The sequence below is a fragment of the Streptomyces sp. NPDC058375 genome (assembly GCF_042723425.1).
GTDB lineage: Bacteria > Actinomycetota > Actinomycetes > Streptomycetales > Streptomycetaceae > Streptomyces > Streptomyces durocortorensis.
This window is the reverse complement of record NZ_JBHXJG010000096.1, coordinates 1-25,551: the sequence shown is the minus strand read 5'-3', so window position 1 is coordinate 25,551 and position 25,551 is coordinate 1. Positions and strand designations below refer to the sequence as shown.

Sequence of the window (25,551 nt, the reverse complement as noted above, 5' to 3'; positions counted from 1 at the left end):
CCGCACCTGCACGGTGCGACGGCCCCCGAAGCCGAACCCGGTGTCGCTGGAGGGGCGGGCGGCACGGTCGGTGCCCGGTGCCCGTCCCTCTGATCTTCCGGGTTGGGGTGGTGCGGGACTCGCTGGTTATGCGAGCCCGGCCACCAGGTCTGCGACGCTCTTCCTGCGGCCCGTGTAGAACGGGACCTCCTCGCGCACGTGGAGCCGTGCCTCGGAAGCGCGCAGGTGACGCATCAGGTCGACGATGCGGTGCAGCTCGTCCGCCTCGAAGGCGAGGATCCACTCGTAGTCGCCCAGCGAGAACGAGGCGACGGTGTTGGCGCGGACGTCCGGGTAGCCCCGGGCCATCTTGCCGTGGTCCGCGAGCATGCGGCGGCGGTCCTCGTCGGGCAACAGGTACCAGTCGTAGGACCGGACGAAGGGGTAGACGCTGACGTAGTCGCGCGGCGTCTCGTCGGCGATGAACGCCGGGACGTGCGACTTGTTGAACTCGGCCGGGCGGTGCAGCGCCATGTTCGACCAGACCGGGTCGAGGGCGCGGCCGAGCTTGGTGCGCCGGAAGAGGTTGTACGCCTCCTGGAGCTCGTCCGAGGTCTCGGCGTGCCACCAGATCATGAGGTCGGCGTCGGCCCGCAGACCGGACACGTCGTAAGTGCCGCGGACGGTGATGTCCTTGGCCGCGAGCTGGTCGAACAGCTCCTGGACCTCGTCGGCGTAACCGGCGCGGTCCAGCGGGAGCACGTCGCGCAGTTTGAAGACCGACCACAGGGTGTAGCGGATGACCTCGTTGAGGTCCTTGGCCTTCTTGCCGGCGTTCGGACTCTTGCTGGATGTCACAGTCTCAGGAGCACTCATACGGCTATTGTCCCGCCTCGCTCCCCGTGCCCCGAACCCGGGTCGGCGTGGCGATGATCTCCTTCGTGATCTCGTCGGCCGCCCGGTGCGCGCTCGCGATGCAGGCGGGGATGCCGACCCCGTCGTAGACCGCGCCGCAGACCCGCAGGGCGGGCAGCTTGGCGACCTCGTCGCGGATCCGGGCGACCCGGGCGAGGTGGCCGACCGGGTACTGCGGCAGGCCGCCGATCCAGCGGGTGACCTCGTTGTCGACGGGCCGGGCGGTGAGTCCGGTGGCGGCGGCGAGGTCGCGCAGGGAGACGGCGACGAGTTCCTCGTCCTCGCGGTGGAGGTGGCCCTCCTCGCCGTACCGGCCCACGGAGGCGCGGAGCACGAACAGGTCGGGGGCGGCGTCGGCGACCCACTGCCACTTGTTGCTGGAGAACGTGGACGCCTTGATCGTGTGCCCGTCGACCGGCGGCACCAGGAAGCCGGAGCGGCCGCGCAGGGTCTCGTACGCCTCGATGTCGGTACGCCGGAAGGCGAGGGTGACCAGGGCCATCGAGGCGTACTCGACGCCGGACAGCTCGGCGGAGGCGGCCGGGGACTCGGCGGCCAGCAGGGCGCCGGCGGACCAGGCGGGGGTGGCCAGGACGATGCCGTCGGCGGTGATCACCCCGGTGTCGGTGCGGACGGCCCAGCCCGCTTCCGTACGGGTGAGGCCGAGGACGGGGGTCTCGGTGCGGATCTCGCCGCCGCCGGCCCGGACGGCGTCGCCCACGGCGGCCGGGAGGGTGCCGATGCCGCCCGCGATGCCCTGGAAGACGGGGCCGGTCTGCTGCTGGGCCGCCGCGCGCTCCTGGATGCGGCCCACGGCCTCCAGCAGCGGGCCGCCCTCCTTCACCGCTTCGAAGAGCTGGGGTACGGCGGCGCGCATCGAGATCCGGTAGGCGTCACCCGCGTAGACGCCGCCGAGGAGGGGCTCCACCAGCCGGTCCACGACCTCGCGGCCGAGCCGGTCGGCGACGTACGCGCCGACCGCGACGTCCTCGCCGACGGGGGTCGGGGTGAGGTCGCGCTCCTCGGCGATCCGGGCCAGGCCCTCGGGCGACAGCACCTCGCCGAGGACCGCCGGGTCGCCGGGAACGCCCATGACGTGCCCCTTGGGCATGGGGCGCAGCGCGTCGCGCGTCCAGAGCGACGCGGTGGCGGTGGCGGGCGGCTGGAGGCGGTCGGCGAGGCCCACCGCCCCGGCCAGGGCGACCGCCTCGGGGCGCCGGGCGAGCATTGACTCGGCCCCCAGGTCGACCTGGGCGCCCGCGATCTCGCCGGTCATGAGCTTGCCGCCGAGCCGGTCCGTGGCCTCCAGGAGGGTGACCCGCACTCCGGTGGCGACCAGGCGGTGGGCGGCGGCCAGGCCGGCGATGCCGCCGCCGATGACGACGACGTGGCCCGGGGGCGTTTCCGCACGCTGTTGAGAACGCTGCATGGGTCCACTCTCTCAAACCCGTACCGCGTCCTGGCCGTGACCACTTCGAAACCGGTGGGCGGCAACCGGTCCGGGGGCCCCGGCGTCGAACGGTCACCATCAACAACCGTCCTGGGGGGACCAGTTATGCACAGGCAAAGCAAGAGCGGGCGATCTCTCGTCGGCGCACGTGCGGCGCTCGTGGCCGGGACGCTCGGCCTCCTGCTCGCCGTCGGCGGCTGCGGGGCGTCGGGCGACTCGGCGGGAAGCGGTGCGAAGGCGGACGGCAAGTCCGCGCCGCGCGAGGGGTTCGCGGACGGTGACGGAGGGGCGGCGGCCCCTGCCGCCCCCGACGAGCAGGCGGACGGGAAGGCGGCCGGGAAGGAGGCGGAGCCGAAGCCGGGCGTCTCGCACGTCATCCGTACGGCCACGCTGTCCGTCGAGGTGAAGAGCGTGCCGAGGGCCGTGGCCGCCGCGCGGGGCGCGGCGGAGGGCGCGGGCGGTCTGGTGGCGTCGGAGAACGCCGAGCGGCTCGACGACACCTACGAGACCTCGCATCTGGTGCTGCGGGTGCCGCAGGAGCGGTTCCAGGAGGTGCTGCGGGAGCTGGCCGGCTCCGGGAAGCTGCTGTCGCGCACCTCGAACGCCAAGGACGTCACCGGCCAGGTGGTCGACGTGGACAGCCGGATCTCCACCCAGCGCGCGAGCGTGGCGCGGGTGCGGGAGCTGATGGACAAGGCGGAGAGGATCAGCGATGTGGTGGCCCTGGAGGGCGAGCTGAGCAGCCGTCAGGCCGACCTGGAGTCGTTGCTGGCCCAGCAGGCGAGCTTGAAGGACCGCACCTCGCTGGCGACGATCACCCTGGACCTGACGCCGCCGGACGCCCCGGGCGACGACGGGGAGAAGGAGGACGATCCCGGGTTCCTGGACGCGCTGGGCGGTGGCTGGGACGCGTTCGTGACGACGCTGCGGTGGATCGCGGTGGCGTTCGGGGCGGCGTTCCCGTTCCTGCTCACCGCGGCCCTGGCGGTCGTCGTGTGGCGCGTGGTGCGCGCCCGGCGGGAGGCCCGCGAGGTCCCGGCCGCGCCCCGCAAGGAGGCCCAGGACACCCCGGCCCCCTGAGCGCCGTAGCGTGGGCTCCTTGACGGCCGGCACGGCGAAAGGGATCCGGACATGACAGCGGAGCGACTGGTGGTCATCGGAGGGGACGCGGCGGGCATGTCCGCCGCGTCCCAGGCCCGCAGGCTGAAGGGGCCGGGCGCGCTGGAGGTCGTCGCCTTCGAGCGCTCCCACTTCACCTCGTACTCCGCCTGCGGCATCCCGTACTGGGTGAGCGGCGACGTCGAGCAGCGTGACGACCTGATCGCCCGCACCCCCGAGGAGCACCGGGAGCGGGACATCGATCTGCGGATGCGGACCGAGGTGACCGAGCTGGACGTGGCGGGGCGGCGGGTCAAGGCGCTGGACCGGGAGAGCGGGCGGACGTACTGGACGGGCTTCGACAAGCTGGTGATCGCCACCGGTGCCCGTCCGGTGCGCCCGGCGCTGCCCGGCATGGACGCGGCGGGGGTGCACGGGGTTCAGACCCTGGGCGACGGGCAGGCGCTGCTGGACTCGCTGGACGCGCTCGGCTCCGACGAACGGCCCCGGCGGGCGGTCGTGGTGGGCGCGGGGTACATCGGCGTCGAGATGGCCGAGGCGATGCTCAAGCGGGGCTTCGAGGTGACCGTCCTCAACCGGGGCGAGCAGCCGATGGCGACGCTCGACGCGGACATGGGGCGGCTCGTCCACGATGCGATGGACGGTCTCGGCATCACCACGGTCAACGGGGCGGCCGTGACCAAGATCCTCACCGGCCCGGACGGCCGGGTCACCGAGGTGGCGACGGACGCGGGGACGTATCCGGCGGACGTGGTGGTCCTCGGCATCGGCGTCGAGCCGGAGACGGGACTGGCGCGCGAGGCGGGGCTGCCGGTCGGCCCGCACGGCGGGCTGCTCACGGACCTGGCGATGCGGGTGAGGGGCCACGAGAACATCTGGGCGGGCGGCGACTGCGTGGAGGTCCTGGACCTGGTGGCGGGCCGCACCCGGCACATCGCGCTCGGCACCCACGCCAACAAGCACGGCCAGGTGATCGGCTCCAACGTCGGGGGCGGTTACGGCACGTTCCCGGGCGTGGTCGGTACGGCGGTGAGCAAGGTCTGCGACCTGGAGATCGCCCGGACCGGGCTGCGGGAGAAGGACGCCCGCGCGGTCGGGCTGAAGTACGTCACGGCGACCATCGAGTCGACGCAGCGGGCCGGGTACTACCCGGGGGCGAAGCCGATGACGGTGAAGATGATCGCGGAGCTGCGTACGGGCCGGCTGCTCGGGGTGCAGATCGTGGGCCGTGAGGGGTCGGCGAAGCGGGTGGACGTGGCGGCGGTGGCGCTCACGGCCGGGATGACGGTGGAGCAGATGACGGCGCTCGACCTGGGCTACGCCCCGCCGTTCTCACCGGTCTGGGATCCGGTGCTGGTCGCCGCGCGCAAGACGGTGGCGGCGGTGCGGGGCGCGGCGAGCTGAGCGCCGTACGGGGGCAGGCTCCGGGCCGGCCCCCGTACGTGCGGTGCTGCCCGCCCCGTACGTGCAGTGCTTCAGCGCGCGGTCTGCTCGTGGACGTAGCCCACGAGGCGGGTGAGCGCGTCCGGGTCCATGTTCGGCATGACGCCGTGGCCCAGGTTGAAGATGTGGCTTTCCAGACCGGCGGCGGCGTCCAGCACCTCGCGGGTCTTCTCCTCGACGGCCGGGGTCGGCGCGAAGAGCACCGCCGGGTCGAGGTTGCCCTGGAGCGCCTTGCCGGGGCCGACGCGGCGGGCTGCCTCGTCCAGCGGGACGCGCCAGTCGACGCCGACGACGTCCGCGCCGGCCTCGCCCATCAGGCCCAGCAGTTCGCCGGTGCCGACGCCGAAGTGGATGCGGGGGACGCCGTAGGGGGCGACGGCGTCGAAGACCTTCGCGGAGGCGGGGAGCACCGCGCGGCGGTAGTCGGCGGGGGCCAGCGCGCCGACCCAGGAGTCGAAGAGCTGGACGGCGGAGGCGCCGGCCTCGATCTGCACCTTGAGGAAGGCGCCGGTGATCTCCGCGAGCCGGTCCACGAGGTCGGCCCAGAGCTGCGGGTCGCCGTACATCATGGCCTTGGTGCGCTCGTGGTTGCGTGAGGGGCCGCCCTCGACGAGGTAGCTGGCCAGCGTGAAGGGGGCCCCGGCGAAGCCGATGAGCGGGGTGGCGCCCAGCTCGGCGGTGAGCAGCCCGATGGCCTCGGTGACGTACGGGACGTCCTCGGGGGTCAGGTCGCGCAGCCGGGCCAGGTCGGCGCGGGTGCGGATCGGCTCGGCGATGACGGGGCCGACGCCGGGCTTGATGTCGAGGTCGATGCCGATGGCCTTCAGGGGCACGACGATGTCGCTGAAGTAGATCGCGGCGTCGACCTTGTGGCGGCGTACGGGCTGCAGGGTGATCTCGGCGACCAGCTCCGGCATCATGCAGGAGTCGAGCATCGCGATGCCCTCGCGGACCTTCAGGTACTCGGGCAGCGAGCGTCCCGCCTGGCGCATGAACCAGACCGGCGTGTGCGGCACCGGTTCGCGCCGGCAGGCCTTGAGGAACGCCGAGTCGTGGGTGGCGTTGCGGACCGCGTCGAGGCTGGCGGAGGTCGTCGTCTGCTGGCCCGAAGGGCTGTCGTTGGCACTCACGCACCAAATCTTCGCACGCGTGCCGAAGGAGCCCGGCCCCGCACGGGTGTCTCTCCCTGCGCGCGGCCCGCCTTCCGCCTACTCTTCCCCGCATGGCTCCGGCTCAGGGACAATTTTCCGATCATTCCGACGGCGTTGACAGCGAGGACCGTGCGGAGGGTCCTTCCGTACCGCCCCCGTTCCTGGCGGCGGTCGACGCGCTGCGCTCCGCGCGGCTGCGCCCGGAGCTGGAGGTGGAGGCGACCCGGCCGCCCCAGCGCCTGGCTCCGCACGCATACGCCCTGGAGGCGGCGGTGGTGGACGGCGAGGACGATCTCGCGGACGGCAGACTGGTCCTGCTGCACGATCCGGCGGGGCACGACGCCTGGCAGGGCGCGTTCCGGCTGGTGACGCTGGTGCGGGCGGAGCTGGAGCCGGAGATGGCGGCGGACCCGCTCCTGCCGGAGGTGTGCTGGTCCTGGCTGACGGGTGCGCTCGACGCGCGGGGCCTGGCGTACGGAGAGGCCGGCGGGACGGTGACACGCGCCGGATCGCACTACTTCGGCGCGCTGTCCGCGCGCCGTCCGGCGACGCAGATCGAGATCCGCGCCTCGTGGACGCCAAGGGAGTGGCGCGGCGGCATCCCGGACACCGCGTCACACCTGATGGCCTGGGGCGATCTGCTGTGCCAGATCGCGGGGCTGCCCCCGTCGGATCCGGCGGACGCGGCGGTGGTGACGCTGCCGCAGCGGCGCGGGCCGCAGGTTTCGTAACACTCCGTCACCCGTATCGCACAAGCGCCGGATCCCTCTTCGTACAATCGATCGCGCGTCCTATTTGCCCGAATTGTTACTCACCAAATCGTGATCTTCCCCTAAAGGAGGACGGGTCCGCTGCCGAAGAGGTCAATGACCCTTCAAGCACGGTTCGCCCCCGGCTTCATCCCCCGAGCCGGCCCGTCCCGCCACTCCCCCCAGGAGGCCTGGTGTCCGTTCTCCTTGAGCAGCCCGCAAGCCTGGTCGCCTACCGCCCGAACAAGCCGACGGCCATGGTCGTCGTGGCCGACCCGCGCGTCCGTTCCACCGTCACCCGCCATCTGTGGGCCCTCGGAGTACGTGACGTCATCGAGGCGTCGTCCATCGCGGAGGCACGTCCCCGCGTCGGCAACCCGCGCGACATCTGCATTGCCGACGTCCACCTGCCCGACGGTTCCGGGCTGACCCTGCTGTCCGAGACCCGCGCCGCAGGCTGGCCCAACGGTCTCGCCCTCTCCGCCGCCGACGACATCGGCGCCGTTCGCAACGCCCTCGCGGGCGGCGTGAAGGGCTACGTCGTCACCGGCACCCGAACCAACATCGGTCACCCCGGCCGCCCCGGCGTCGCCCCCATCGGCGCCAACGCGGCCCGTATGCACCGCAGGCCTCCCGGTTCCCCGAGCCACCCGGGCGGCTACCGCGAACTGTCCGGACGTGAGGTGGAGGTGCTCCGCCTGGTCGCCGAAGGCCAGTCCAACAAGGCCATCGGCGTCTCGATGGGCCTCTCCGCCCTGACCGTCAAGTCCCACCTCGCCCGCATCGCCCGCAAGCTCGGCACCGGAGACCGCGCCGGCATGGTCGCGGTCGCCCTGCGGACGGGCATCATCCACTGACCGCACCCCGCCGGGACGTGCACCGATGCGTCTCCGGCTGGAATACGTGCATGGCCGCCCGTCGACGGAACGTTCCGTCGACGGGCTCCGTGCATACACAGATACCCTTGACACGTGACCGACGCCCAAGAGACCGCAGCAGACACTTCACTGCGAACCACCGGGGGCGCTCCCCCGGCCGACGTCGCCCCGGCGCCGATCCCCTTGCTGGAGCCACGCGAGGGCATTCCCCCGGTGGTGACGTCCGACGACGCCCTCGCCCGGGTGATCGCCGCCTTCGCCGCCGGCAGCGGCCCGGTGGCCGTCGACGCCGAGCGCGCCTCGGGTTATCGCTACGGCCAGCGCGCCTACCTCGTACAGCTGCGCCGCGAGGGCGCGGGCAGCGCCCTGGTCGACCCGGTCGGCTGCCCCGACCTCTCCGGCCTCGGCTCCGCGCTGAGCGGCACCGAGTGGATCCTGCACGCGGCGACCCAGGACCTGCCGTGCCTGCGGGACATAGGCATGACCCCCACCTCGCTGTTCGACACCGAGCTTGCGGGGCGGCTCGCGGGCTTCCCGCGCGTCGGCCTCGGCGCGATGGTGGAGAACGTCCTCGGATACGCCCTGGAGAAGGGCCACTCCGCGGTCGACTGGTCCACCCGCCCACTGCCCGAGCCCTGGCTGCGCTACGCCGCGCTCGACGTGGAGCTCCTGATCGACCTGCGCGACGCGCTGGAGGAGGAGCTGGAGCGGCAGGGGAAGCTGGAGTGGGCCCGCGAGGAGTTCGACGCCATCGCCGCCGCGCCGCCGGCCCCGCCCCGCAAGGACCCCTGGCGCCGCACGTCGGGCATGCACAAGGTGCGCCGCCGCCGTCAGATGGCCGTCGTCCGGGAGCTGTGGACCACCCGTGACCAGGTCGCCCAGCGCCGCGACGTCTCGCCGGGCAAGGTCCTCGGCGACGCCGCGATCGTCGAGGCCGCGCTCGCGCTGCCGGTCGACGTGCAGGCCCTGACCGCGCTGCCGGGATTCGGCCACCGCATGGGACGCCGTCAGCTGGAGCAGTGGCAGGCGGCCGTGGAGCGGGCCAAGGCGCTGCCCGAGTCGGCGCTCCCGCAGCCCGGTCAGCAGCCGGCCGGACCGCCCCCGCCACGCTCCTGGGCCGACAAGGACCCGGCCGCCGCCGCCCGGCTCTCGGCCGCCCGCACGGCCGTCTCCGAGCTGGCGGAGCGCCTGCACATGCCCCAGGAGAACCTGATCACCCCGGACACGGTGCGCCGGGTCTGCTGGGAGCCGCCGAAGAACCCGACCCCGGGCGCCGTCGAGGACACCCTCGCCGGGTACGGGGCGCGGAACTGGCAGATCCAGCAGGTCGCCCCGCTCCTGGTCCGGGCGCTGGACGCCACCGTCTGACACCCGCGAGGAGCAGACACCGGGGGGCGGGCGTGGACACCACGGCGTACGGCGACTGGATACGCGACTTCGAGGCGGCGCGGGACGAGCGGGCGGAGCTGGGCGATCCGGACTGGCGGACCGGGGTGAAGCTGCACCCCGCTGTCCGGCGCAGCGTGCAGCGTTTCCAGGTCGGCGAGGACGGCGACGGGGCCGAGCTGATCACCGAAGCGGAGGCGGCCGGTGACGCGGAGTACGCGTCGGCGGTGCGGATGTTCGTCGCGGAGGAGCGAAATCACGCCAGGTTGCTCGCGCTTCTGCTGGCCTCGGGCGGCGCGCCGGTGATCGCCTCGCACTGGAGCGACCGGGTCTTCGTGACGCTGCGCCGGGCGCTGGGGCTCCGCCTCGAACTGCTGGTCCTGATGATCGCGGAGGTGGTGGCGCTGCGGTACTACCGGGCGCTGCGGGACGGGGCCGGCGACGCGCTGTCGCGGGAGGTGGCGGGGCGGATCCTCATCGACGAGGAGCGGCACGTGCCCTTCCACTGCCACCGCCTGCGCCGGGGCCTGCGTCCGCTGCCGCCGCCGGTCCGTGTCCTGGTGACCTCCGGGTGGCGGGCCGCCTTGACCGTGGCCTCGCTGGTGGTGGCCGTGGACCACGGGCCGGCGCTGCGGCGGCTGGGAGTGGGGCGGTTCCGGTTCGTCCGTGAGGTGGTCCGGTCCTCGGGGCCGATCGCTGCGACCATGCGGTGAGCGGTGTGACCTTCGACGCTCCGGCCCCGGGGGGTGGGCAGTCTGGTTACCCGCAAGTAGCATGATGGCAGGCGGTGCGCCCCCGTGGCGTGCCCCGCAGCAGTGCCATCCCGCACCCTGGAGGAGAGCCACCGTGCCTCGTACCATCCGGGACGTCGTCTTCGTCGACGGCGTCCGCACCCCGTTCGGCAAAGCGGGCCCGAAGGGCATCTACCACGAGACCCGCGCCGACGACCTCGTCGTGAAGGCCATCCGGGAGCTGCTGCGCCGCAACCCGGACCTGGACCCCAAGAAGATCGACGAGGTCGCCATCGCCGCGACCACGCAGATCGGGGACCAGGGCCTGACGCTGGGCCGTACCGCCGGAATCCTGGCCGGTCTGCCGCAGTCCGTCCCCGGCTACTCGATCGACCGCATGTGCGCGGGCGCGCTGACCGCCGTCACCTCGACGGCCGGTTCCATCGCCTTCGGCGCGTACGACGTCGTCGTGGCCGGTGGCGTCGAGCACATGGGCCGCCACCCGATGGGCGAGGGCGTCGACCCGAACCCGCGCTTCGTGTCGGAGAAGCTGGTCGACGAGTCCGCCCTGTTCATGGGCATGACGGCGGAGAACCTGCACGACCGCTACCCCACGATCACCAAGCAGCGCGCCGACGAGTACGCGGTGCGTTCGCAGGAGAAGGCCGCCAAGGCGTACGCCAACGGCAAGATCCAGCAGGACCTGGTACCGGTCTCGGTGCGCCGCACCGCAGCGGTCGACAGCGGCTCCGCCGCGGGCTCGGCGGGCGAGACGGGCTGGGGACTGGTCACCGCCGACGAGCCGATGCGCCCGGGCACCACGATGGAGTCCCTGGCCGGTCTGAAGACCCCCTTCCGCGCCCACGGCCGGGTGACGGCCGGTAACGCCGCGGGTCTCAACGACGGCGCCACCGCCTCGCTGCTCGCCGCCGAGGACGTCGCCCGCGAGCTGGGCCTCCCGGTCAAGATGCGCCTGGTCTCCTACGCCTTCGCGGGCGTCGAGCCGGAGGTCATGGGCTACGGCCCGATCCCGGCGACGGAGAAGGCGCTGGCCCAGGCCGGTCTCTCGATCTCCGACATCGGTCTCTTCGAGATCAACGAGGCGTTCGCCGTGCAGGTGCTCGCCTTCCTGGAGCACTACGGCATCGCCGACGACGACGCCCGCGTGAACCAGTACGGCGGCGCGATCGCGTACGGCCACCCGCTCGCCTCCTCCGGTGTCCGGCTCATGACGCAGCTGGCCCGGCAGTTCGAGGAGCAGCCCGAGGTCCGCTACGGCCTGACGACGATGTGCGTCGGCTTCGGCATGGGCGCCACGGTCATCTGGGAGAACCCGAATTTCGACGGAGGCAGCAAGTGAGCTCCACCACTGAGCTTCTGAAGGGTGCGGCCGAGCTGTTCCCCGGCGAGGTCGTCACGCAGGCGCACGTACGCCACCTGGACCTGCCGTCCGGTGCCGGGCGGTTCGCGCTCATCACGCTGGACAACGGCCTGGACCACACCAAGCCGACCACCTTCGGACCGCAGTCGCTGGCGAACCTGAACGCCGCGATCGACCAGGTCGAGAAGGAGGCGTCGGACGGCACCATCACCGGCGTCGGCATCACCGGCAAGCCGTTCATCTTCGCCGTCGGCGCCGACCTCAAGGGCGTCGAGCTGCTCGGGCGCCACGAGGACGCGCTCGCGATCGGCAAGGGCGGCCACGACGTCTTCCGCCGCCTCTCCGGCCTCGCGGTCCCGACGTTCGCGTACTACAACGGCGCGGCGATGGGCGGCGGTGTCGAGGTCGGTCTGCACTGCTCGTACCGCACTGTCTCCACCGCGATCCCGGCGTTCTCGCTGCCCGAGGTCTTCCTCGGTCTGGTCCCCGGCTGGGGCGGCTGCGCGCTGCTCCCGAACCTGATCGGCGCGGACCGCGCGGTCTCGGTGATCATCGAGAACTCGCTCAACCAGAACCGTCAGCTCAAGGGCAAGCAGGTCTTCGAGCTCGGGATCGCCGACGCGATCTTCGAGGGCGCGGACTTCCTGGAGCAGTCGCTGATCTGGACGGCGGCCGTCCTCAAGGGCGAGCTGGCCGTCGAGCGTCCCGAGATCGACCGCGGCGAGGGCTGGGACGCGGCCGTGGCCCGCGGCCGGGCCATCGCCGACTCCAAGGTGCACGGCGCGGCCCCGGCGGCGTACCGCGCGCTGGACATCATCGCGGCGGCGAAGGACGGCGACCTGTCCGCCGGCTTCGACGCCGAGGACCAGGCGCTCGCGGACCTGATCATGGGCGGCGAGCTGCGCAGCGGCATCTACGCCTTCAACCTGGTGCAGAAGCGCGCCAAGCGCCCGGCCGGCGCCCCGGACAAGAGCCTGGCCCGCCCGGTCACCAAGGTCGGCGTCGTCGGCGCGGGCCTGATGGCCTCGCAGCTGGCGCTGCTGTTCCTGCGCCGCCTTGAGGTCCCGGTCGTCCTCACGGACATCGACCAGGAGCGCGTCGACAAGGGCGTGGGCTACGTCCACGCCGAGATCGAGAAGCTGCTCGGCAAGGGCCGCATCAACCAGGACAAGGCCAACCGCCTCAAGGGCCTGGTCTCCGGTCTCCTCGACAAGGCCGAGGGCTTCGCGGACGCGGACTTCATCATCGAGGCCGTCTTCGAGGAGATCGGCGTCAAGCAGCAGGTGTTCGCGGAGGTCGAGGCGGTCGCCCCGGCGCACGCGATCCTCGCCACCAACACCTCCTCGCTGTCGGTGACCGAGATGGCGTCGAAGCTGAAGAACCCGGAGCGGGTCGTCGGCTTCCACTTCTTCAACCCGGTCGCGATCCTCCCGCTGCTGGAGATCGTCCGCGGCGAGCAGACCGACGACGCCTCGCTGGCCACCGCGTTCGGTGTGGCCCGCAAGCTGAAGAAGACCGCGGTCCTGGTGAAGGACGCCCCGGCGTTCGTCGTCAACCGCATCCTCACCCGCTTCATGGGCGAGATCCAGAACGTCATCGACGAGGGCACGCCGGTCGAGGTCGCGGAGAAGGCCGTCGAGCCGCTCGGCCTGCCGATGTCGCCGCTGGTCCTTCTGGAGCTGGTCGGCCCGGCCATCGGCCTGCACGTCTCCGAGACCCTGAACCGCGCCTTCCCGGAGCGCTTCACCGTCTCGCAGAACCTCGCGGCGGTCGTCAAGGCCGGCAAGCGCGGCTTCTACGTCTACGATTCCGGCGCGCCGGTCCTCGACCCCGAGGTCGCCGCCCTCCTCAAGCAGGGCGACACCGTCCTCACCGAGGAGCAGACCCGCGACCGCGTGCTCGACGCGGTGGCGCAGGAGATCGGCCTGATGCTGGACGAGGGCGTCGTGGCCGAGGCCCAGGACATCGACCTGTGCCTGATCACCGGCGCGGGCTGGCCCTTCCACCTGGGCGGCATCACGCCGTACCTGGACCGTGAGGGCGTCTCCCAGCGGGTGAACGGCAAGCCGTTCCTGGCGCAGGGTGTGGCGAGCGTGCCGGCGTAACACCCGGCTTGACGAACGGACGGGCCGTACGGGAATGAACTCCCGGACGGCCCGTCCGGCGTGGGGGATTCCGCGCGTATCGCTCGCCGCGGACGGGTCCGACCGCTCAGCGGTGCGGTTCCGGCACGACGACGATCGCGTTCGAGACCTCGCGCTGCCGGTCCTCGTCCGTGCGGCCCGGGTCCGACGGGCTGTTCATCACCCGGTCCCGCACCACCATCGTGCTGGAGCCGCCGCCGTCCAGGTTCATGGCCTCGACCGCGCCCAGCGCACGTACTTCCCTCGCCGCCTCGATCAACGTCGCCCCCTCGCTGACGCCCGGTCTGCGCCCGTCGAGGACGACCAGGAGCAGGGCACCGTCGGCACGGATACCAGCGACGGTGCGCGGGGCACGGGTGCCGGACGCCCCGGCAGAGACACCGTTGGCGGCGGCGTTGATCATGATGCGGCCGGAGCGGACGAGGGCCGGGCCCGCGCCGAGTACGGAGGATCCCTCGATGGGCACCTCCCGCCCCTCCCGGTCCGCCATGGTGACGGACACCGTGAGGCCATGACCGGTCCGGGCGTTTTCCCGGAGCCAGTGGGCCGCGGAGCCGGTGCCGATGAGGCTCCGGCCGTCCTGGGGCAGGGAGCCGCCCGCAGGGCTGCGCAGACCGGTCACGGTGGATCGGGCATCGAGCAGGGCCTCGACGCTGCCCCGGACGCCGGTGGGTGTGGATACCCCCCATTCCGTGGTGAACTCGACGAGTTCGTCCTGGTCCGTGCACACCTGCGCGGGGCGTGGAGCCGTGACCGGCGGCCCGATACCGCCGAGCCGGTCGCCACCGGTGCCTCCGCACCCGACGACCCGGCCGGGCGTCCGGTTGGTTCCGTCCACCGGCCGGCTCACCCCGTGGTCCGTGGTGACCCGGCTCACGGAGCTCAGTTCGGTGATGTGGGCGGGCTTGTCGCGGGCCGGGAGGACCAGAGCGGTGCGGCCGTTGGCCGCCTCGCTCAACAGGGTGCCCCCGGCGACGTACAGACCCAGCGGATCGCCGGTGTCGCGCGGGGCTTCGGCGTCGAAGAAGGTGCCGTTGACCGCTGCGGCGGCGCCCGCCCTGCGGGCCAGCGCGGTCACGGTGTCGACCTGCGCGACGCCGTCGCCGTGCTCGGCCCGGATCCGCACGGGAGCGTCGCGGGCCACCGTCAGGACGCTGAGACGCAGCGGGGCGCCGTCGTCGAGAGTCCGGGTCGTTCGTGTGAACGTCACTCCGTCGGGCAGGCGTTGGGCGGTCGGGGCGGGCCCAGGAGCCGACGGCCCGGATCCCCGGGGCCTCTCGGATGGCGCCCCGGCGCTGCAGGCGGCCAACAGCAGTGACGCGAGGGCCGGCGCCGCCGCACGGGTCGGCCATCGTCCGCTCATGTCCCTCTGTCGCCCCTTCTCGGCCCACCGTCCGACCCGCCCGGAGAAAGGGCGCGCCGGTGTGGAGGAATCACCCATCACTAACGCCCCTCGACCGCGTGGACACTATCAGCGCCCAATGCCCGCAGAACAGCCTGGGAAACATATTCCGACTCGACTGGCGTCCCCTGAGCCGGATAGACTCCAAAGCCCGACGGAACGTCGTGTCCGACATCACACGAGAGCAGGCAAGGGTATCTCCATGGCATCTCCGATCCCTCCTCTCGTACCGAATCCCGCCGCCACGGACCGACGGAGCGTGCTGACCGCCACAGACACCTCCGGCCCGATCCCGGTGGAGTACAGATTTCGCCCCGCCGAGGGTGACGCTCAGCATCTGATCGTCATCTTCTCCGGTTTCGCAGCACCGGCCGGATATCATTTCGCGGGTAAATCGCTGAACGATCTGCGCGCCAATATCCTCTGGATTCGCGACGACTTCGACGGCCATTACAGCTACTACCTGTGCCGGGACATGGATTTCGGCATCGAGTTGGCGGTGGCGGGTCTGATCGAGCGGACCATGACCGGTCTCGGGCTCACCCCCGACCGGGTCAGCCTCCTGGGCGTTTCCAAGGGCGGCAGCGCGGCGATGTATTTTGGATTGAAATACGGATACCGGAACATCGTCTCCGTCGTGCCCCAGTTCCTGATCGGGGACTACGTTCGCGATCGGGCAGAGACGGGCCGTTACATGCTCGGCGAGACAATGCCGCAGCAGCATGTGGACGCGCTGAACGGAGCGCTCCCCGGCCTGGTCAACGCCTATGGCGGGCAGGGCCACAACATCTACCTCTTCACCTCCGAGGCCGATGAGCAGTACGCGAAGGAGATCCATCCGCACCTGGAGCTGTTCTGGGGGTGCGCCAATTTCAACTTCATCCGTACCCGCTCGGCGATGGTGCGTCAGCACGGCGAGGTGTCCGGGTACAACCTGCCGCTCGTGACCGGTGTACTGGCCTCGCTGACTGAGGGTGCGGAGCCCCGGCTGGGCTTCATCGAGAACGGAAATGCGCAGGTCAACGAGGTGGAGCGTGGCCAGTATCTGGCCGAGTTGCGCCAGTCGGACCAGATGGTCGCCGTGCTCACCAAGCAGGACATCCGCGGTGCCGGGCTGCTCCTCACCGGCCATGCCTTTCTTCCGGGCGAGCCGCCCCACGCTGTCGGGCGACCGGTGAAGAGTCTGATAGCCGAGGGTCCGGGCAACCGCCATTGGGAGTTCCCGCTCTCCTCGACCGAGGCCAAACACCTCTACAGTCTCTATTTCGACCGATTCGCCTGCGACTATCCTGACGGTGGTTTCGAACCGGAGAGCCCCAAGGGGATCCTGGTGAACGAAATACCAGCCGGTGCATACGACCTATCGATACGCATACAGAGCCCTACCGAAGGCATAGACCGACGCACACCCCTCTCGGCGCGCCGCCCCTTCGATATCCGGCGCCCTTTCGGAGGCACCGAGATATCACTGATCGGAGACAAGCACAAGGTCCGACTCCTACGACGCCCCATTCTTGGCCAGTACTCCCAGGAGACGGCTTTCTCCGTCGAGAACACCTGGCTCAAGGAGCGAACGTTCCACGTGGAAGGAACGTTCTTCGTCCACGGAATAGAGGCGGCCGAGCACGGGCACGCAAATTATTACCTGGTGCTGCGCGGCGAGCAGTCCATCTACTCTTTCCGGCTCGGCATGTCACGTAAGCCCGCCGCCATCCGCGGGCATATCCGCCGTGGCGACTTCAGTAATTATGACTTTGCCTACTTCGCCACCTCGGGCTACAAAGGGATCAACCTCGCCAATGCGCGTCCAGGGAACTACGAAGTGCACGTGTCCATGAGTACGGGCGGCTCTCTCTTCTCCGCCCAGGCCGGTACGGTCACACTGAACTGACGGAGGTCAGGAATGGTCCGCGACAGCACCCGGTGAAGCTCCGAAGTCGCCGATATGCACGGTAACTTCCGACCACACCCGATGACCGCGCGAATTCTCATAACAGAGTTCGAAGCGGTCGTATCCCAGGTGTTCGGGGTCGGCCTCGTACGTGACGCCGCCGTCGGCGGTACAAGTCAGCAGCCCGTACCGGGCGATCCCCACTCCGACGAACCGCAGCCCTTCCGCCGGGCTGTGGCCGGCCGGAAGCAGCGCGCGCCCGCCCTGCCGCAGGGTCATGCTCTGTCCGGCCAGCACATGGCGCCGCACCCGGAACCCCGCGTCCGAGATCGCCGTGGAGGGGATCAGCTTGTCGCCCTGGACCGTCATCAGCCCGATGATCACCCGAGGCAGCAGCACACTGCCCTCGGCGGCGTCGTCGGCGATCCGCACGACGCAGTTGACCGTGCGCGGTTCGGTGCCTGCGGCGTACGTGGCGTACCGCCCGTTGTTCAGGTGACTCATGCCCGGGTGGCGCACCATCGTGGCGTGATCGCCGAGCAGGTCGTCGAGCAGGTACCCGTAGGTACGGTAGGCGCCGCCGACCGGCGTCACCGACAGTGCGAGGCCGAACTCCTGTCCCGGCACGAGGGGCAGCGACGGGTCCACATCGGAGAACAGATCCAATGTGCCGCCGATATGGGGCATCTGGGGGTGGGCGACCCAGGCTCGTACGAGCGGATACCAGTCGTTCACAGCAGCACCTCTCTCCTCTCCTGGGATGCGGCGCCGGAGCCGACCCGGGACTTGGTCAGTCGTTCGAAGTCATCGTCGTCGAGGAACTCCACCGCGGTCTCCGGTACCTTGGCCTCCAGGTTCCGGAAGTGGACCGGGGTGAGCACACCCTGGGCGCACATCTCGTCCGCCACGAATCGCGCGCACTCCACCGCGCCGTGACCGCGGAGGTGGGTGTTGTCGGCGATCCCGTCGGGGAAATTGGCGTACTCCCCGGGCTCCGTGTAGAGGAAGAGCCGCTTGGTCCCCTCCGCACCGGCCTGGCGCCACCAGTTGACGCTCCACGCGTTGAGGTCGATGAGCGGAACGGACAGGCCCGCCGCCACTTCCCGCATGGCCATCGGGTAGAGGCCGAGTGGGCGACGCATGTTGCCGTGATCGTCGAAGACGCGCCGCTCGTGGCTGGTCACCAGCACCGGATGTGCTCCCCGCGCCCGCGCCCCGAGCACGTACTTGCGCAGATACCACTGATAGTCGCCGAACGGTTCGGTGAAGCGCCCGTCGCCGGGCTTCATGTCGATCAGTCCGAACGAGATCAGCAGAAGATCGCCGGGCCCGATGTTCTCCAGGATCCAGTCGAGCCGGCCGCGCTCGACGAAGCTGCGTGAACTGGCTCCGGCGCGTGCGGCGTTCACCACTTCGGCGTTCTGGATGAAGATCTGGAGAACCTGGCCCCAGCCGGTCATCGGGGCCATGCTGCGCGGGCGGCTCGTCACGCTGGAGTCACCAGCCAGAAAGACTCTCAAGTGCCGCATCCCCTAAACACGTTCCTTCTGGTGATCGGTGGGCCGTCCCATGACGAGCGGGGCCGACATGCGCCCCGGGTCGCCGCCCGCGGCGGCGTCCATGGAGTCGATCACGTCGAAGGCCCGTCGACAGTTGTTGGTGTCCCGCAGGACGAAGAACTCCTCGGCCCGGCGGCGGTACTCGGGCTCCACCTGGAAGTCGCGGGCGATCGACGCGATGATCTCGTCCACCGCCTGGTCGACCCGGCCGCACGCCGGTCCGAAGCCGTCCCGCGCGAGGTCGAAGTAGCCGCGCTTGTAGTGCTTGCTGTAGAACGCCTCGTCGTCGAAGTTCGTGTAGACGATCGGCTTGCCCATGTACGCGACGTCGAAGAACACCGATGAGTAGTCGGTGACGAGCATCGAACACTCCCGCATCGCCAGCTGTACGTCGCGGCCGGTCGAGGAGACCGTGATCGACGGGTGGTCGATCCGGAAGTGCTTCAAGTAGGGCCGGATCTCGTAGTGCGGCATGAACTCCAGCTCGACCGCGTAGTACTGGAGCGCCTCCAGCAGCCTCTCGTCCCGCAACAGGGCGGAGAAGAACCGGTAGTACTCGGACGCGGCGAACGGGGTCTCGGGCTTGGCCGCCTTGTTGTACGAGGGCGCCACGATGTCCCGCCGCCACGTGGGCATGACGAGGATCTTGCGAGGTCCGGGGGCCGGGGTCAGCGCGTCGTACCTCGGCAGCCCGGTGGCCGCCACCCGGTCGTATCCGTAACCGCAGTGCTCCGCGTAGTAGGCACGCTCGCTGCGCCCCGTGGTGAGCACCATGTCGACGTTGGTGACCTGGGCGTGAATGGACTGGACGACGTCGTTGTAGACCACGCCGTGCTGGAGGAAGACCCGCTTGTAGCGCAGCAGATCTCCGTATCCCCGCAGGAACGCTCGCTTGGACAGACCGGGGAAGCCGAGGTAGGCCTCCAGGTCGTAGGCGTTGATCAGCCGGGTGGCGTGCAGGAGATAGGCGCGGTACCTCCACGAGAGCCGGTCGATGACCCGGCCCAGGTGGTCGATCTTCTGGCGGTCCGGCGCGTCACCGTTGATGGCGTAGTAGACCTTGCGCCTGGGTTCGTTCTCCCTGATCCACTTGAACAGGTGGTACGAGTTGTCCTGCGCGGTGTCCTCACGCTCTCCGATGATCCAGATGTCCTTGCCGTGCAGTTTCGGGTACATCAGCCAGTACAGCAGCCTGGTACGCCAACCATTCCTGCCGGGAAGGGAGTTGCGCAGCTCCTCCCGCAGCCGGCCGAGGGCGAACCGCGTCTTGTGCAGAGCGCCGCTGACGCGGCGGAGGGTAACGGTCTCGTCGGCGGCGATGGTCAGGCGCATGCGGGCGCGCCCGAGGCGGTGTACGCCCTTGAACCGGTGCAGCATCTGCCGGGCTTCCACCGGCACGTCCTGCTGCCGCTCCCCCTCGTGGACCCGCAGCCGCAGCGTGAGGTCGCGGTTGGAAAGGCGGCTCAGGTCACCGGGCCGGGCCACCGCGCGCCAGCCTGCGTACCAGTCCTGTTCCTTACGGGCCCGCCAGCGGTCGCGCCGGTAGACCTGCTCGACGGTGAGGGGCACCTCATCGGCTCCGTCGCTCAGCACGAGTTCCAGGCGGTTACTGAAGAGCTCACTGATGTCGACGCCACCGAGCACCAGGAGTCCCTCGAACCGGATGTGCTCCCCGTCGGCGACGAGGGTCTCCAGGACCGCCTTCTGCCGTTCCACCCGCAGCAGGGTGGTCTCGACGCGGTCCCGGACAAGGCGGCGGTGCATGCCGGCGTCGTCGATCAGCAGATCCGGCCGGTACTCGGGCTTGCTGTACGGATCGCAGAACAGCTCGTAGTCGCCGGTGCGGACGGCGTGGTGCTGGAGCCGGGCCATCGGGACCGCCGCGTACGTGAGGATCAGCTCATCGGGTATCCGCGCATAGATGTCGCAGAGCACCGGGAAGATGCCGGCGATCTCCATGCGGCTCATGATCCGGTGGATGTTGCGCAGATGGGGCTGCATCGAGCGCACCACGAAGCGCAGCGCGAGCCTGGCGTTCCGGGGACTCAGCCGTCGCGACAGCTGGGTGACGTGTCGGCAGAGCCGGATCAGCTCCTCGGTCTTGACGGGGTCGTTCCATGTCAGGTCGAAGAGCGAATCCCGTCGCTCGGGATCCCGTTCGAAGAAGACAGCGGTCGGCGCGGTGGTCACCGTGCGCGCCAGCAATGCCGCGGGCACGGTGAGCCAGGCGCCCTCGAAGCCCGGCCCGTGGCCGGTGCGCAGACCATGCTTGCGCAGCAGCGACGTCCTGAACAGTTTCCCGCCCAGCTCGGTGGAGAAGATCAAGTACGGGGCGTCGTCGAGCCCCTCCGCCCGGGGGGCGTCCCGCTCGAAGTAGCGCTGCCACGGCTCGTCGCCGAACCGGCGCGGTCCGGGAAAACTGTCCAGGTCCCCGACCGCCACGTCGGCCTTGACCCGGCGTGCGGCGGCGACCAGCCGGCCCAAGCAGTTCTCGCCCAGGACGTCCTGGGCTCGGGCGAACGTCACGTAGGGCGCCCGGACATGGCTCAGCCCGTTGTCGTAGCTGGAGCGCTGCCCCAGGGCGATCTGGCTGACCACCTCGACGTTGGCGTGGAACGAGGAGAATTGGGCCAACTGTGCGGCCGTGGCGTCCGTGGAGCCGTCGTCCACCAGGATGACCTGGGTGGCGGCGAACTCGCGCTGCGCCAGCAGCGAGCTGAGGAATTCGTAGAGGTGATACTCGTCGTTGTGGCAGTGCACCACGAGCGACGCGGCGTACTCCGTCGACCGCTCGGGGGGGCTCTGGGCGGGCTTGCCCTCCCACCACAGCCACGGGGTACCGCGCGGGTGATCGGTGGTCAGCGTCTCCTTGGTCTCCGGGCGCAGGGCGAGGTTGCCGCTGATCGTCCGGTAGATCTCGTAGGATCCGTCGCGCCCGCGATAGCGCTGCTGCTCGATGTCGACGCCCGTGACAGCGACGGTGGTGGTGGCACGTTCCCCGCCGTGCCTGATCTGCACGAAGAGGTTCCAGTTGCCGGGGGGACCAGCTGTGCCGAGCGTCGCGTCCAGGTCCACAGTGGTGTGGTAGCGGATGAACTCCTCGTCGACGTCGATGCCCTTGACGTCGAAGACGTGGTCCGCCTTGGTGCTGCGGCGACGCAACACCGCGGTGAGCTCCAGCTTGTCCTTCGGTCCCACCCGGCCGAACTGGTTGCGGATCCATCCGGTCACATGGAGGGTGCCGCCCTGGATGTCGACCAGGGTGGCCTGATTGAACAGCCGGGCGTCGGAGAGGCTGTTGTCGCTGAGGTCGAGGTCCGTGACGTCCAGGAACCGTTCGGCGTCCGGCCGGCCCAGCAATGCCGCCGACCAGTAGACCCTCCCGTCGCGCTCCACCAGGTCCGAGCTGAGCACGCTGCGGCTCTGGGTGTAGTCGGAGACGGTCAGGGCGAGGTCGACCCGGCCGTGCATCATGGTGAACGCGCGGACGCGCTCCAGCGGTCCGCAGAGATCGTAGACATCGAGCGGCATGGACTGCAGGTACGGTGCGACGAGGTTGGCGAACCCCTTCCGGAACTGGGCGTCACCCGACCGGAGTTCGGGGGTATACAGCCGCAGGTCGTGCGAGAGGAACTTCGCCGCCTTGTGGGCCAGCAGGTCCCGCGCGCCGTTGCGCAGCAGAAAGGCGTCGGCGTACTGGTGCACCAGTACGCGGTCGCGGATGCTGCGCAGTTCGCCCCGGCGGTTGGTGATGGACGGGGCGTCGCTCTCACGCTCCCAGATCCACCGATAGACGGGGACGGGGAGCAGGGTGATCATCCGTGCGCAGTACCAGGCGACGGTCGAGAAGTAGGTGTCCTCGAAGTAGAGCTCTTCCGGAAAGCGGATGCCCTGGTCGAGCAGGAAGTCCAGCCGGTAGAGCTTGGCCGCGGCGATCGGGTCGTCGAACAGTTCGGGCATGGCACGCAGGCCGCCCTCTACGGTCCGGCTGGTGCCGTACAGCTGCGGCTGCCAGACGGTCACCTCGTCCTTGGCGAGGTTGACCCGCAAAGCGCGGCCCGCTGTGATCTCGGCGCCGGTGGCGAGCGCCGATTGGAGGAGCGACTCGCAGGCCTTGTGCGGCAGTTCGTCGTCCGCGTCGAGGAACATCAGGTACTGACCGGTGGCCACGGCGATGCCGTTGTTGCGGGGTGCGCCGACCCCGCCGCTGTTGCTCTCGCGCCCGATGATGCGTACTCGCCCGTCGCGGGCGGCGTATTGCCGGGCGACAGCGAGCGTGCCGTCGGTGGAGGCGTCGTCGACGACGATCACCTCGACCTGCGGGTGGGTCTGACGCAGCGCCGAGTCCAGGGCGCGCCCGAGCGTGGCGCTCGCGTTGAACGCGCCGATGACGATGGAGACGCGGTACTGGTCGGCCGGTGCGGGAGTACTCATCGCCGCCACCCCTCGGCCTCCGCCCAGCGCACCTCAGCATGCGGGCCGGGAGGGTGGAAGACCGGGTCCGCGGCGTAGCCGGCCCCCGGCGAGGCGTGTCCGTCCTGCTCGTCGTAGCGAAAGCCCACGTCGTGACGGGGTTCGGGGTACGGCTGGAAGCCCGGGTCCTCGTACGGCTCCGGGGCGGGGAAGCGCTGCTCCACCGGTACGCCCGCGACGGTCACCGGGTCGTATGCGGGCTCGTCGCCACCCCTGCGGTGACGGCCGGCGTGGAGATGGCTGGCGACACTGCCCACGGCGACGAGGGGCTCGGGGGCCAGTTCCTCGACCACCCGGGTGAAGTCGCGGGTGGAGAGCCAGAACTTGTACATGATGACCAGCTCGAAGAGGCCGAGCAGCACCGCGGAGACGGCGGTGGCCCACAGGATCTGGCCGATCAGTGGACCGACGATGAAGATGAACATCTGGAATTCGATGCCGCTGATGAGGTGCGGCCGCATCCTGCTGCGCAGCAGCGCTTGGCGCAGCCGTGTGTACCAGGGGAAGCGGTCGCGGAACTGGGCGTGCAGGTCCACGACGTTCTCGGCCTGCTGCTTGAGGAGGTCGGCCTCGACACCGGGATTTTCCCGGAGAAGGTCCTCCATGAAGACGACTCCCGGCTCCTCGGCGTCCTCGGCCTCACGCCTGGCCTCCTTGAGCTTCTCGATCTTCGTACGCATCGACATGCGCATCTTGTAGATCTGGAGGGCGTCGACGTACCGGAGCATGTCGAGGAAGACGACGACCAGGGCAGCGATCAGGTACCAGGCGCTCTCGCTGCGGAGGTACTGACCGCCCATCAGGGCGAGCGCGCAGAAGAGGACACGGATGCGGTCGAAGACGTAGTCCAGCCAGCCACCGAAGACCGTGCCGTTCCCCTTGAGGCGGGCCAGCTTTCCGTCGATGCAGTCCAGGATGAAGCTGACGTGGTAGAGCGCGGCTCCGATGATGAGCGACTGGGTGTCACCGCGGAGGAAGAAGCCCGCGGAGCCGAGGCCGACGAACAGGGCTGCCCAGGTAACGCCGTTAGGGGTGATGAACCCGAAGCGCGCGATGCGGATGAGCACCCTGGTGGCGACCGGATCGACCAGGAGCACGGTCCACCAGGCGTCACGCTTCTTGCAGGTGAGCTTCTGCACAGCTCGCAGAGACAGCTTCCTCTTCCCCATAACCCCTCAGCCGTGGACGTCCAGCACAGCCCCGACGCGCCGCTCTCGCGGTCGCTGGGGGCGGGATGCCCACAGTTCGTTCACCAACTGCGCACATCTAGCGCTGCGCAGCTTAAATGAATCTTAAAGAATCACACAATCCGATTACCATTGGAAACGGAGAGTGACGGAAGGTGAACAGTCGGCTAACCAACTCCCGACGGCTCACCAACCCACCCGCCCCGCTCCTCGCGGAGTTTTTATGCGGCAGCACGAGTGTGACAACTTACGATCACGTGATGATCGACACAGGGCAGAGGTTTCTCCGTACCCGACCGTAGGTGCGAAGTCTGTCTATAGTTCTCGGACGGCTGTCCGATTGAGGCGATCGCGACACCCCACGCCGTGTGACCGTGCGCAGCTCGGACCGCCGCACCCCACGGCCCGGTTCGATCTCTCGACGTACGGACGGACTTCCCCAGCTCGCGTCAACGCGCAGGCGGAAGAGGCTATTCACCCCCCAGGTGGCACACCAGTCCGGTGTGCCCTTCGTCCGGGCCAGAGGAATCGAACAGTATGAGCGAAGCCACCGCAACGCACGGCCGACGCGCCACCCGTGAAGGCGGGGGCCGCAGACGCGGCAGGGAACGAACTCGCGGACAGCGCGTACGCCGGTGGATCGGATGGAGTCTGGTGGCTCTCCTCCTGCTCGCGGGTGGCACAGCGTGGTGGCTCTACCACCGCCTGGACTCCAACATCACCGGAGTCGACCTGAACAAGGCGCTCGGCGAGGACCGCCCGGAGAAGCTCCCCACCAGCGGTCAGAACCTTCTCGTCCTCGGCTCCGACTCGCGTGCCGGTGCGGAGAACAAGGACCTGGGCGGCGGCGGCAACGTCAGCGGCGCCCGCTCCGACACCGCGATGGTCGTCCACATACCCGAGGGCCGCGCGAAGGCGACCGCGGTCTCCATCCCCCGCGACACGCTGGTGAGCCGGCCCGAGTGCACCAAGGCCGACGGTTCGTCCGTCTCCGCCGCCGACCGCGTCATGTTCAACTCGGTCTACTCGCAGGCCGGTCCGAGCTGTGTGGTCAAGACGGTCGAGAAGATGTCCGGGATTCGCATCGACCACTATATGGAGATCAACTTCGCGGGCTTCAAGGACCTGGTGGACGCGATCGGCGGGGTCACCGTGACCATCGACGAGCCGATCCACGACAAGGCCAGCGGGCTCGAACTCGAAGCGGGCGCCCACCGTCTGACCGGAACCCAGTCGCTCGCCTTCGTAAGGACGCGGCACGGCATCGGTGACGGCAGCGACCTGGGGCGCATCGGGCTGCAGCAGCAGTTCATGCTCGCGCTGCTCAGCGAGATCAAGAAGCAGGACCTGCTCAGCAGCCCCACCAAGGCGTACAAGATCGCGAATTCCGCGACCGGCTCGCTGACCACCGACTCGGAGCTCGCATCGCTGACCAAGCTCGCCGAGTTCGCCCGCTCCATGAACGGCATCGACCCGGCGTCGATGGAGACCATCATGCTGCCGGTGCGCTATGACACCAAGGACCCCAACCGCGTGGTCGCCGCCGAGCCGCAGGTCACCCAATTGTGGAAGGCCCTCCGCGCCGACCAGGAGATTCCCGAGTCCGCGAAGAAGTCTCCCGCTACCGGTGGCGGTTCCTGAGCGGACCCCCGTAGGCGGGGGCCGCCGCAGCACATGGTCGTGCTGATCAGACCGTCAAGCAGTCCACGCAGG

18 protein-coding genes are annotated in these 25,551 nt (G+C 70.0%); 10 read left to right on the top strand and 8 right to left on the bottom strand.

What is annotated here, in order from left to right:
• Positions 1 to 126: 126 nt before the first annotated feature.
• Together hemQ and hemG are read right to left on the bottom strand one after the other, a co-directional pair.
• On the bottom strand, positions 127 to 855 hold the full coding sequence (gene hemQ, locus ACFWM7_RS17715; protein WP_383261441.1) for a hydrogen peroxide-dependent heme synthase: 729 nt from the start codon (positions 853 to 855) through the stop codon (positions 127 to 129).
• Between the two features lie 4 nt (positions 856 to 859).
• Positions 860 to 2,323 carry a protoporphyrinogen oxidase gene (hemG, locus tag ACFWM7_RS17710; RefSeq protein ID WP_383261439.1) on the bottom strand — a complete coding sequence of 488 codons (1,464 nt, stop codon included), beginning with the start codon at positions 2,321 to 2,323 and terminating at the stop codon, positions 860 to 862.
• A 126-nt stretch (positions 2,324 to 2,449) separates the two neighbouring features.
• On the opposite strand from hemG, the gene ACFWM7_RS17705 reads away from it, so the two are divergent.
• A complete protein-coding gene (locus ACFWM7_RS17705; protein ID WP_383261437.1) occupies positions 2,450 to 3,424 on the top strand; it encodes a DUF4349 domain-containing protein in 975 nt (324 codons plus the stop codon).
• Positions 3,425 to 3,475: 51 nt separating this feature from the next.
• Entirely contained in the window at positions 3,476 to 4,867 is a 1,392-nt protein-coding gene (locus ACFWM7_RS17700) for an FAD-dependent oxidoreductase (RefSeq protein WP_383261434.1), read from the top strand.
• Between the two features lie 71 nt (positions 4,868 to 4,938).
• On the opposite strand, the gene hemE is transcribed toward ACFWM7_RS17700, so the two are convergent.
• Positions 4,939 to 6,036 carry a uroporphyrinogen decarboxylase gene (gene hemE, locus ACFWM7_RS17695; protein WP_383261432.1) on the bottom strand — a complete coding sequence of 366 codons (1,098 nt, stop codon included), beginning with the start codon at positions 6,034 to 6,036 and terminating at the stop codon, positions 4,939 to 4,941.
• Positions 6,037 to 6,128: 92 nt separating this feature from the next.
• Between hemE and ACFWM7_RS17690 the strand changes: the two genes are divergently transcribed.
• The 6 genes from ACFWM7_RS17690 (at position 6,129) to ACFWM7_RS17665 (ending at position 13,287) form a co-directional block, all read left to right on the top strand.
• Positions 6,129 to 6,788, top strand: coding sequence for a DUF3000 domain-containing protein (locus tag ACFWM7_RS17690; protein WP_383261429.1), 660 nt, complete (start codon positions 6,129 to 6,131; stop codon positions 6,786 to 6,788).
• Positions 6,789 to 7,000: 212 nt separating this feature from the next.
• Positions 7,001 to 7,663 carry a response regulator transcription factor gene (locus ACFWM7_RS17685; RefSeq protein ID WP_018491682.1) on the top strand — a complete coding sequence of 221 codons (663 nt, stop codon included), beginning with the start codon at positions 7,001 to 7,003 and terminating at the stop codon, positions 7,661 to 7,663.
• Between the two features lie 114 nt (positions 7,664 to 7,777).
• The gene (locus ACFWM7_RS17680; protein ID WP_383261421.1) at positions 7,778 to 9,052 is read left to right on the top strand and encodes an HRDC domain-containing protein; all 1,275 of its coding nucleotides are present in this window, start codon (positions 7,778 to 7,780) and stop codon (positions 9,050 to 9,052) included.
• Between the two features lie 32 nt (positions 9,053 to 9,084).
• Entirely contained in the window at positions 9,085 to 9,783 is a 699-nt protein-coding gene (locus ACFWM7_RS17675) for a ferritin-like domain-containing protein (protein WP_383261418.1), read from the top strand.
• Between the two features lie 133 nt (positions 9,784 to 9,916).
• Positions 9,917 to 11,161: a thiolase family protein gene (locus tag ACFWM7_RS17670; protein WP_383261416.1), complete on the top strand. Its 1,245-nt coding sequence runs from the start codon at positions 9,917 to 9,919 to the stop codon at positions 11,159 to 11,161.
• A complete protein-coding gene (locus tag ACFWM7_RS17665) occupies positions 11,158 to 13,287 on the top strand; it encodes a 3-hydroxyacyl-CoA dehydrogenase NAD-binding domain-containing protein (protein WP_383261414.1) in 2,130 nt (709 codons plus the stop codon). Before ACFWM7_RS17670 ends, ACFWM7_RS17665 begins: the two co-directional genes overlap by 4 nt.
• Positions 13,288 to 13,393: 106 nt before the next feature.
• On the opposite strand, the gene ACFWM7_RS17660 is transcribed toward ACFWM7_RS17665, so the two are convergent.
• The gene (locus ACFWM7_RS17660; RefSeq protein WP_383261408.1) at positions 13,394 to 14,536 is read right to left on the bottom strand and encodes a phosphodiester glycosidase family protein; all 1,143 of its coding nucleotides are present in this window, start codon (positions 14,534 to 14,536) and stop codon (positions 13,394 to 13,396) included.
• Positions 14,537 to 14,987: 451 nt separating this feature from the next.
• On the opposite strand from ACFWM7_RS17660, the gene ACFWM7_RS17655 reads away from it, so the two are divergent.
• Positions 14,988 to 16,619 (top strand): hypothetical protein, encoded by a 1,632-nt coding sequence (locus tag ACFWM7_RS17655; RefSeq protein ID WP_383261407.1) that lies wholly within the window; start codon positions 14,988 to 14,990, stop codon positions 16,617 to 16,619.
• Between the two features lie 6 nt (positions 16,620 to 16,625).
• On the opposite strand, the gene ACFWM7_RS17650 is transcribed toward ACFWM7_RS17655, so the two are convergent.
• Genes ACFWM7_RS17650 through ACFWM7_RS17635 form a run of 4 tightly spaced genes read right to left on the bottom strand, consistent with a single transcriptional unit; the run spans position 16,626 to position 23,790 of the window.
• Positions 16,626 to 17,354: a hypothetical protein gene (locus ACFWM7_RS17650; protein WP_383261402.1), complete on the bottom strand. Its 729-nt coding sequence runs from the start codon at positions 17,352 to 17,354 to the stop codon at positions 16,626 to 16,628.
• A complete protein-coding gene (locus tag ACFWM7_RS17645) occupies positions 17,351 to 18,109 on the bottom strand; it encodes a rhamnogalacturonan acetylesterase (RefSeq protein WP_383261397.1) in 759 nt (252 codons plus the stop codon). The genes ACFWM7_RS17650 and ACFWM7_RS17645 overlap by 4 nt, the downstream gene beginning before the upstream one ends.
• Before the next feature lie 42 nt (positions 18,110 to 18,151).
• Positions 18,152 to 22,612 (bottom strand): glycosyltransferase, encoded by a 4,461-nt coding sequence (locus ACFWM7_RS17640; RefSeq protein WP_383261394.1) that lies wholly within the window; start codon positions 22,610 to 22,612, stop codon positions 18,152 to 18,154.
• Positions 22,609 to 23,790 (bottom strand): CDP-alcohol phosphatidyltransferase family protein, encoded by a 1,182-nt coding sequence (locus ACFWM7_RS17635; RefSeq protein WP_383261391.1) that lies wholly within the window; start codon positions 23,788 to 23,790, stop codon positions 22,609 to 22,611. The genes ACFWM7_RS17640 and ACFWM7_RS17635 overlap by 4 nt, the downstream gene beginning before the upstream one ends.
• 585 nt (positions 23,791 to 24,375) lie before the next feature.
• Between ACFWM7_RS17635 and ACFWM7_RS17630 the strand changes: the two genes are divergently transcribed.
• The gene (locus tag ACFWM7_RS17630; protein ID WP_383261388.1) at positions 24,376 to 25,479 is read left to right on the top strand and encodes an LCP family protein; all 1,104 of its coding nucleotides are present in this window, start codon (positions 24,376 to 24,378) and stop codon (positions 25,477 to 25,479) included.
• The last annotated feature ends 72 nt before the right edge of the window (positions 25,480 to 25,551 follow it).

What these genes read in the sequence shown, in the direction of transcription:
- hemQ (WP_383261441.1), bottom strand. Translation starts at nt 855, where the DNA reads ATGAGTGCTCCTGAGACTGTGACATCCAGCAAGAGTCCGAACGCCGGC.
- hemG (WP_383261439.1), bottom strand. Translation starts at nt 2,323, where the DNA reads ATGCAGCGTTCTCAACAGCGTGCGGAAACGCCCCCGGGCCACGTCGTC.
- ACFWM7_RS17705 (WP_383261437.1), top strand. Translation starts at nt 2,450, where the DNA reads ATGCACAGGCAAAGCAAGAGCGGGCGATCTCTCGTCGGCGCACGTGCG.
- ACFWM7_RS17700 (WP_383261434.1), top strand. Translation starts at nt 3,476, where the DNA reads ATGACAGCGGAGCGACTGGTGGTCATCGGAGGGGACGCGGCGGGCATG.
- ACFWM7_RS17690 (WP_383261429.1), top strand. Translation starts at nt 6,129, where the DNA reads ATGGCTCCGGCTCAGGGACAATTTTCCGATCATTCCGACGGCGTTGAC.
- ACFWM7_RS17640 (WP_383261394.1), bottom strand. Translation starts at nt 22,612, where the DNA reads ATGAGTACTCCCGCACCGGCCGACCAGTACCGCGTCTCCATCGTCATC.
- ACFWM7_RS17630 (WP_383261388.1), top strand. Translation starts at nt 24,376, where the DNA reads ATGAGCGAAGCCACCGCAACGCACGGCCGACGCGCCACCCGTGAAGGC.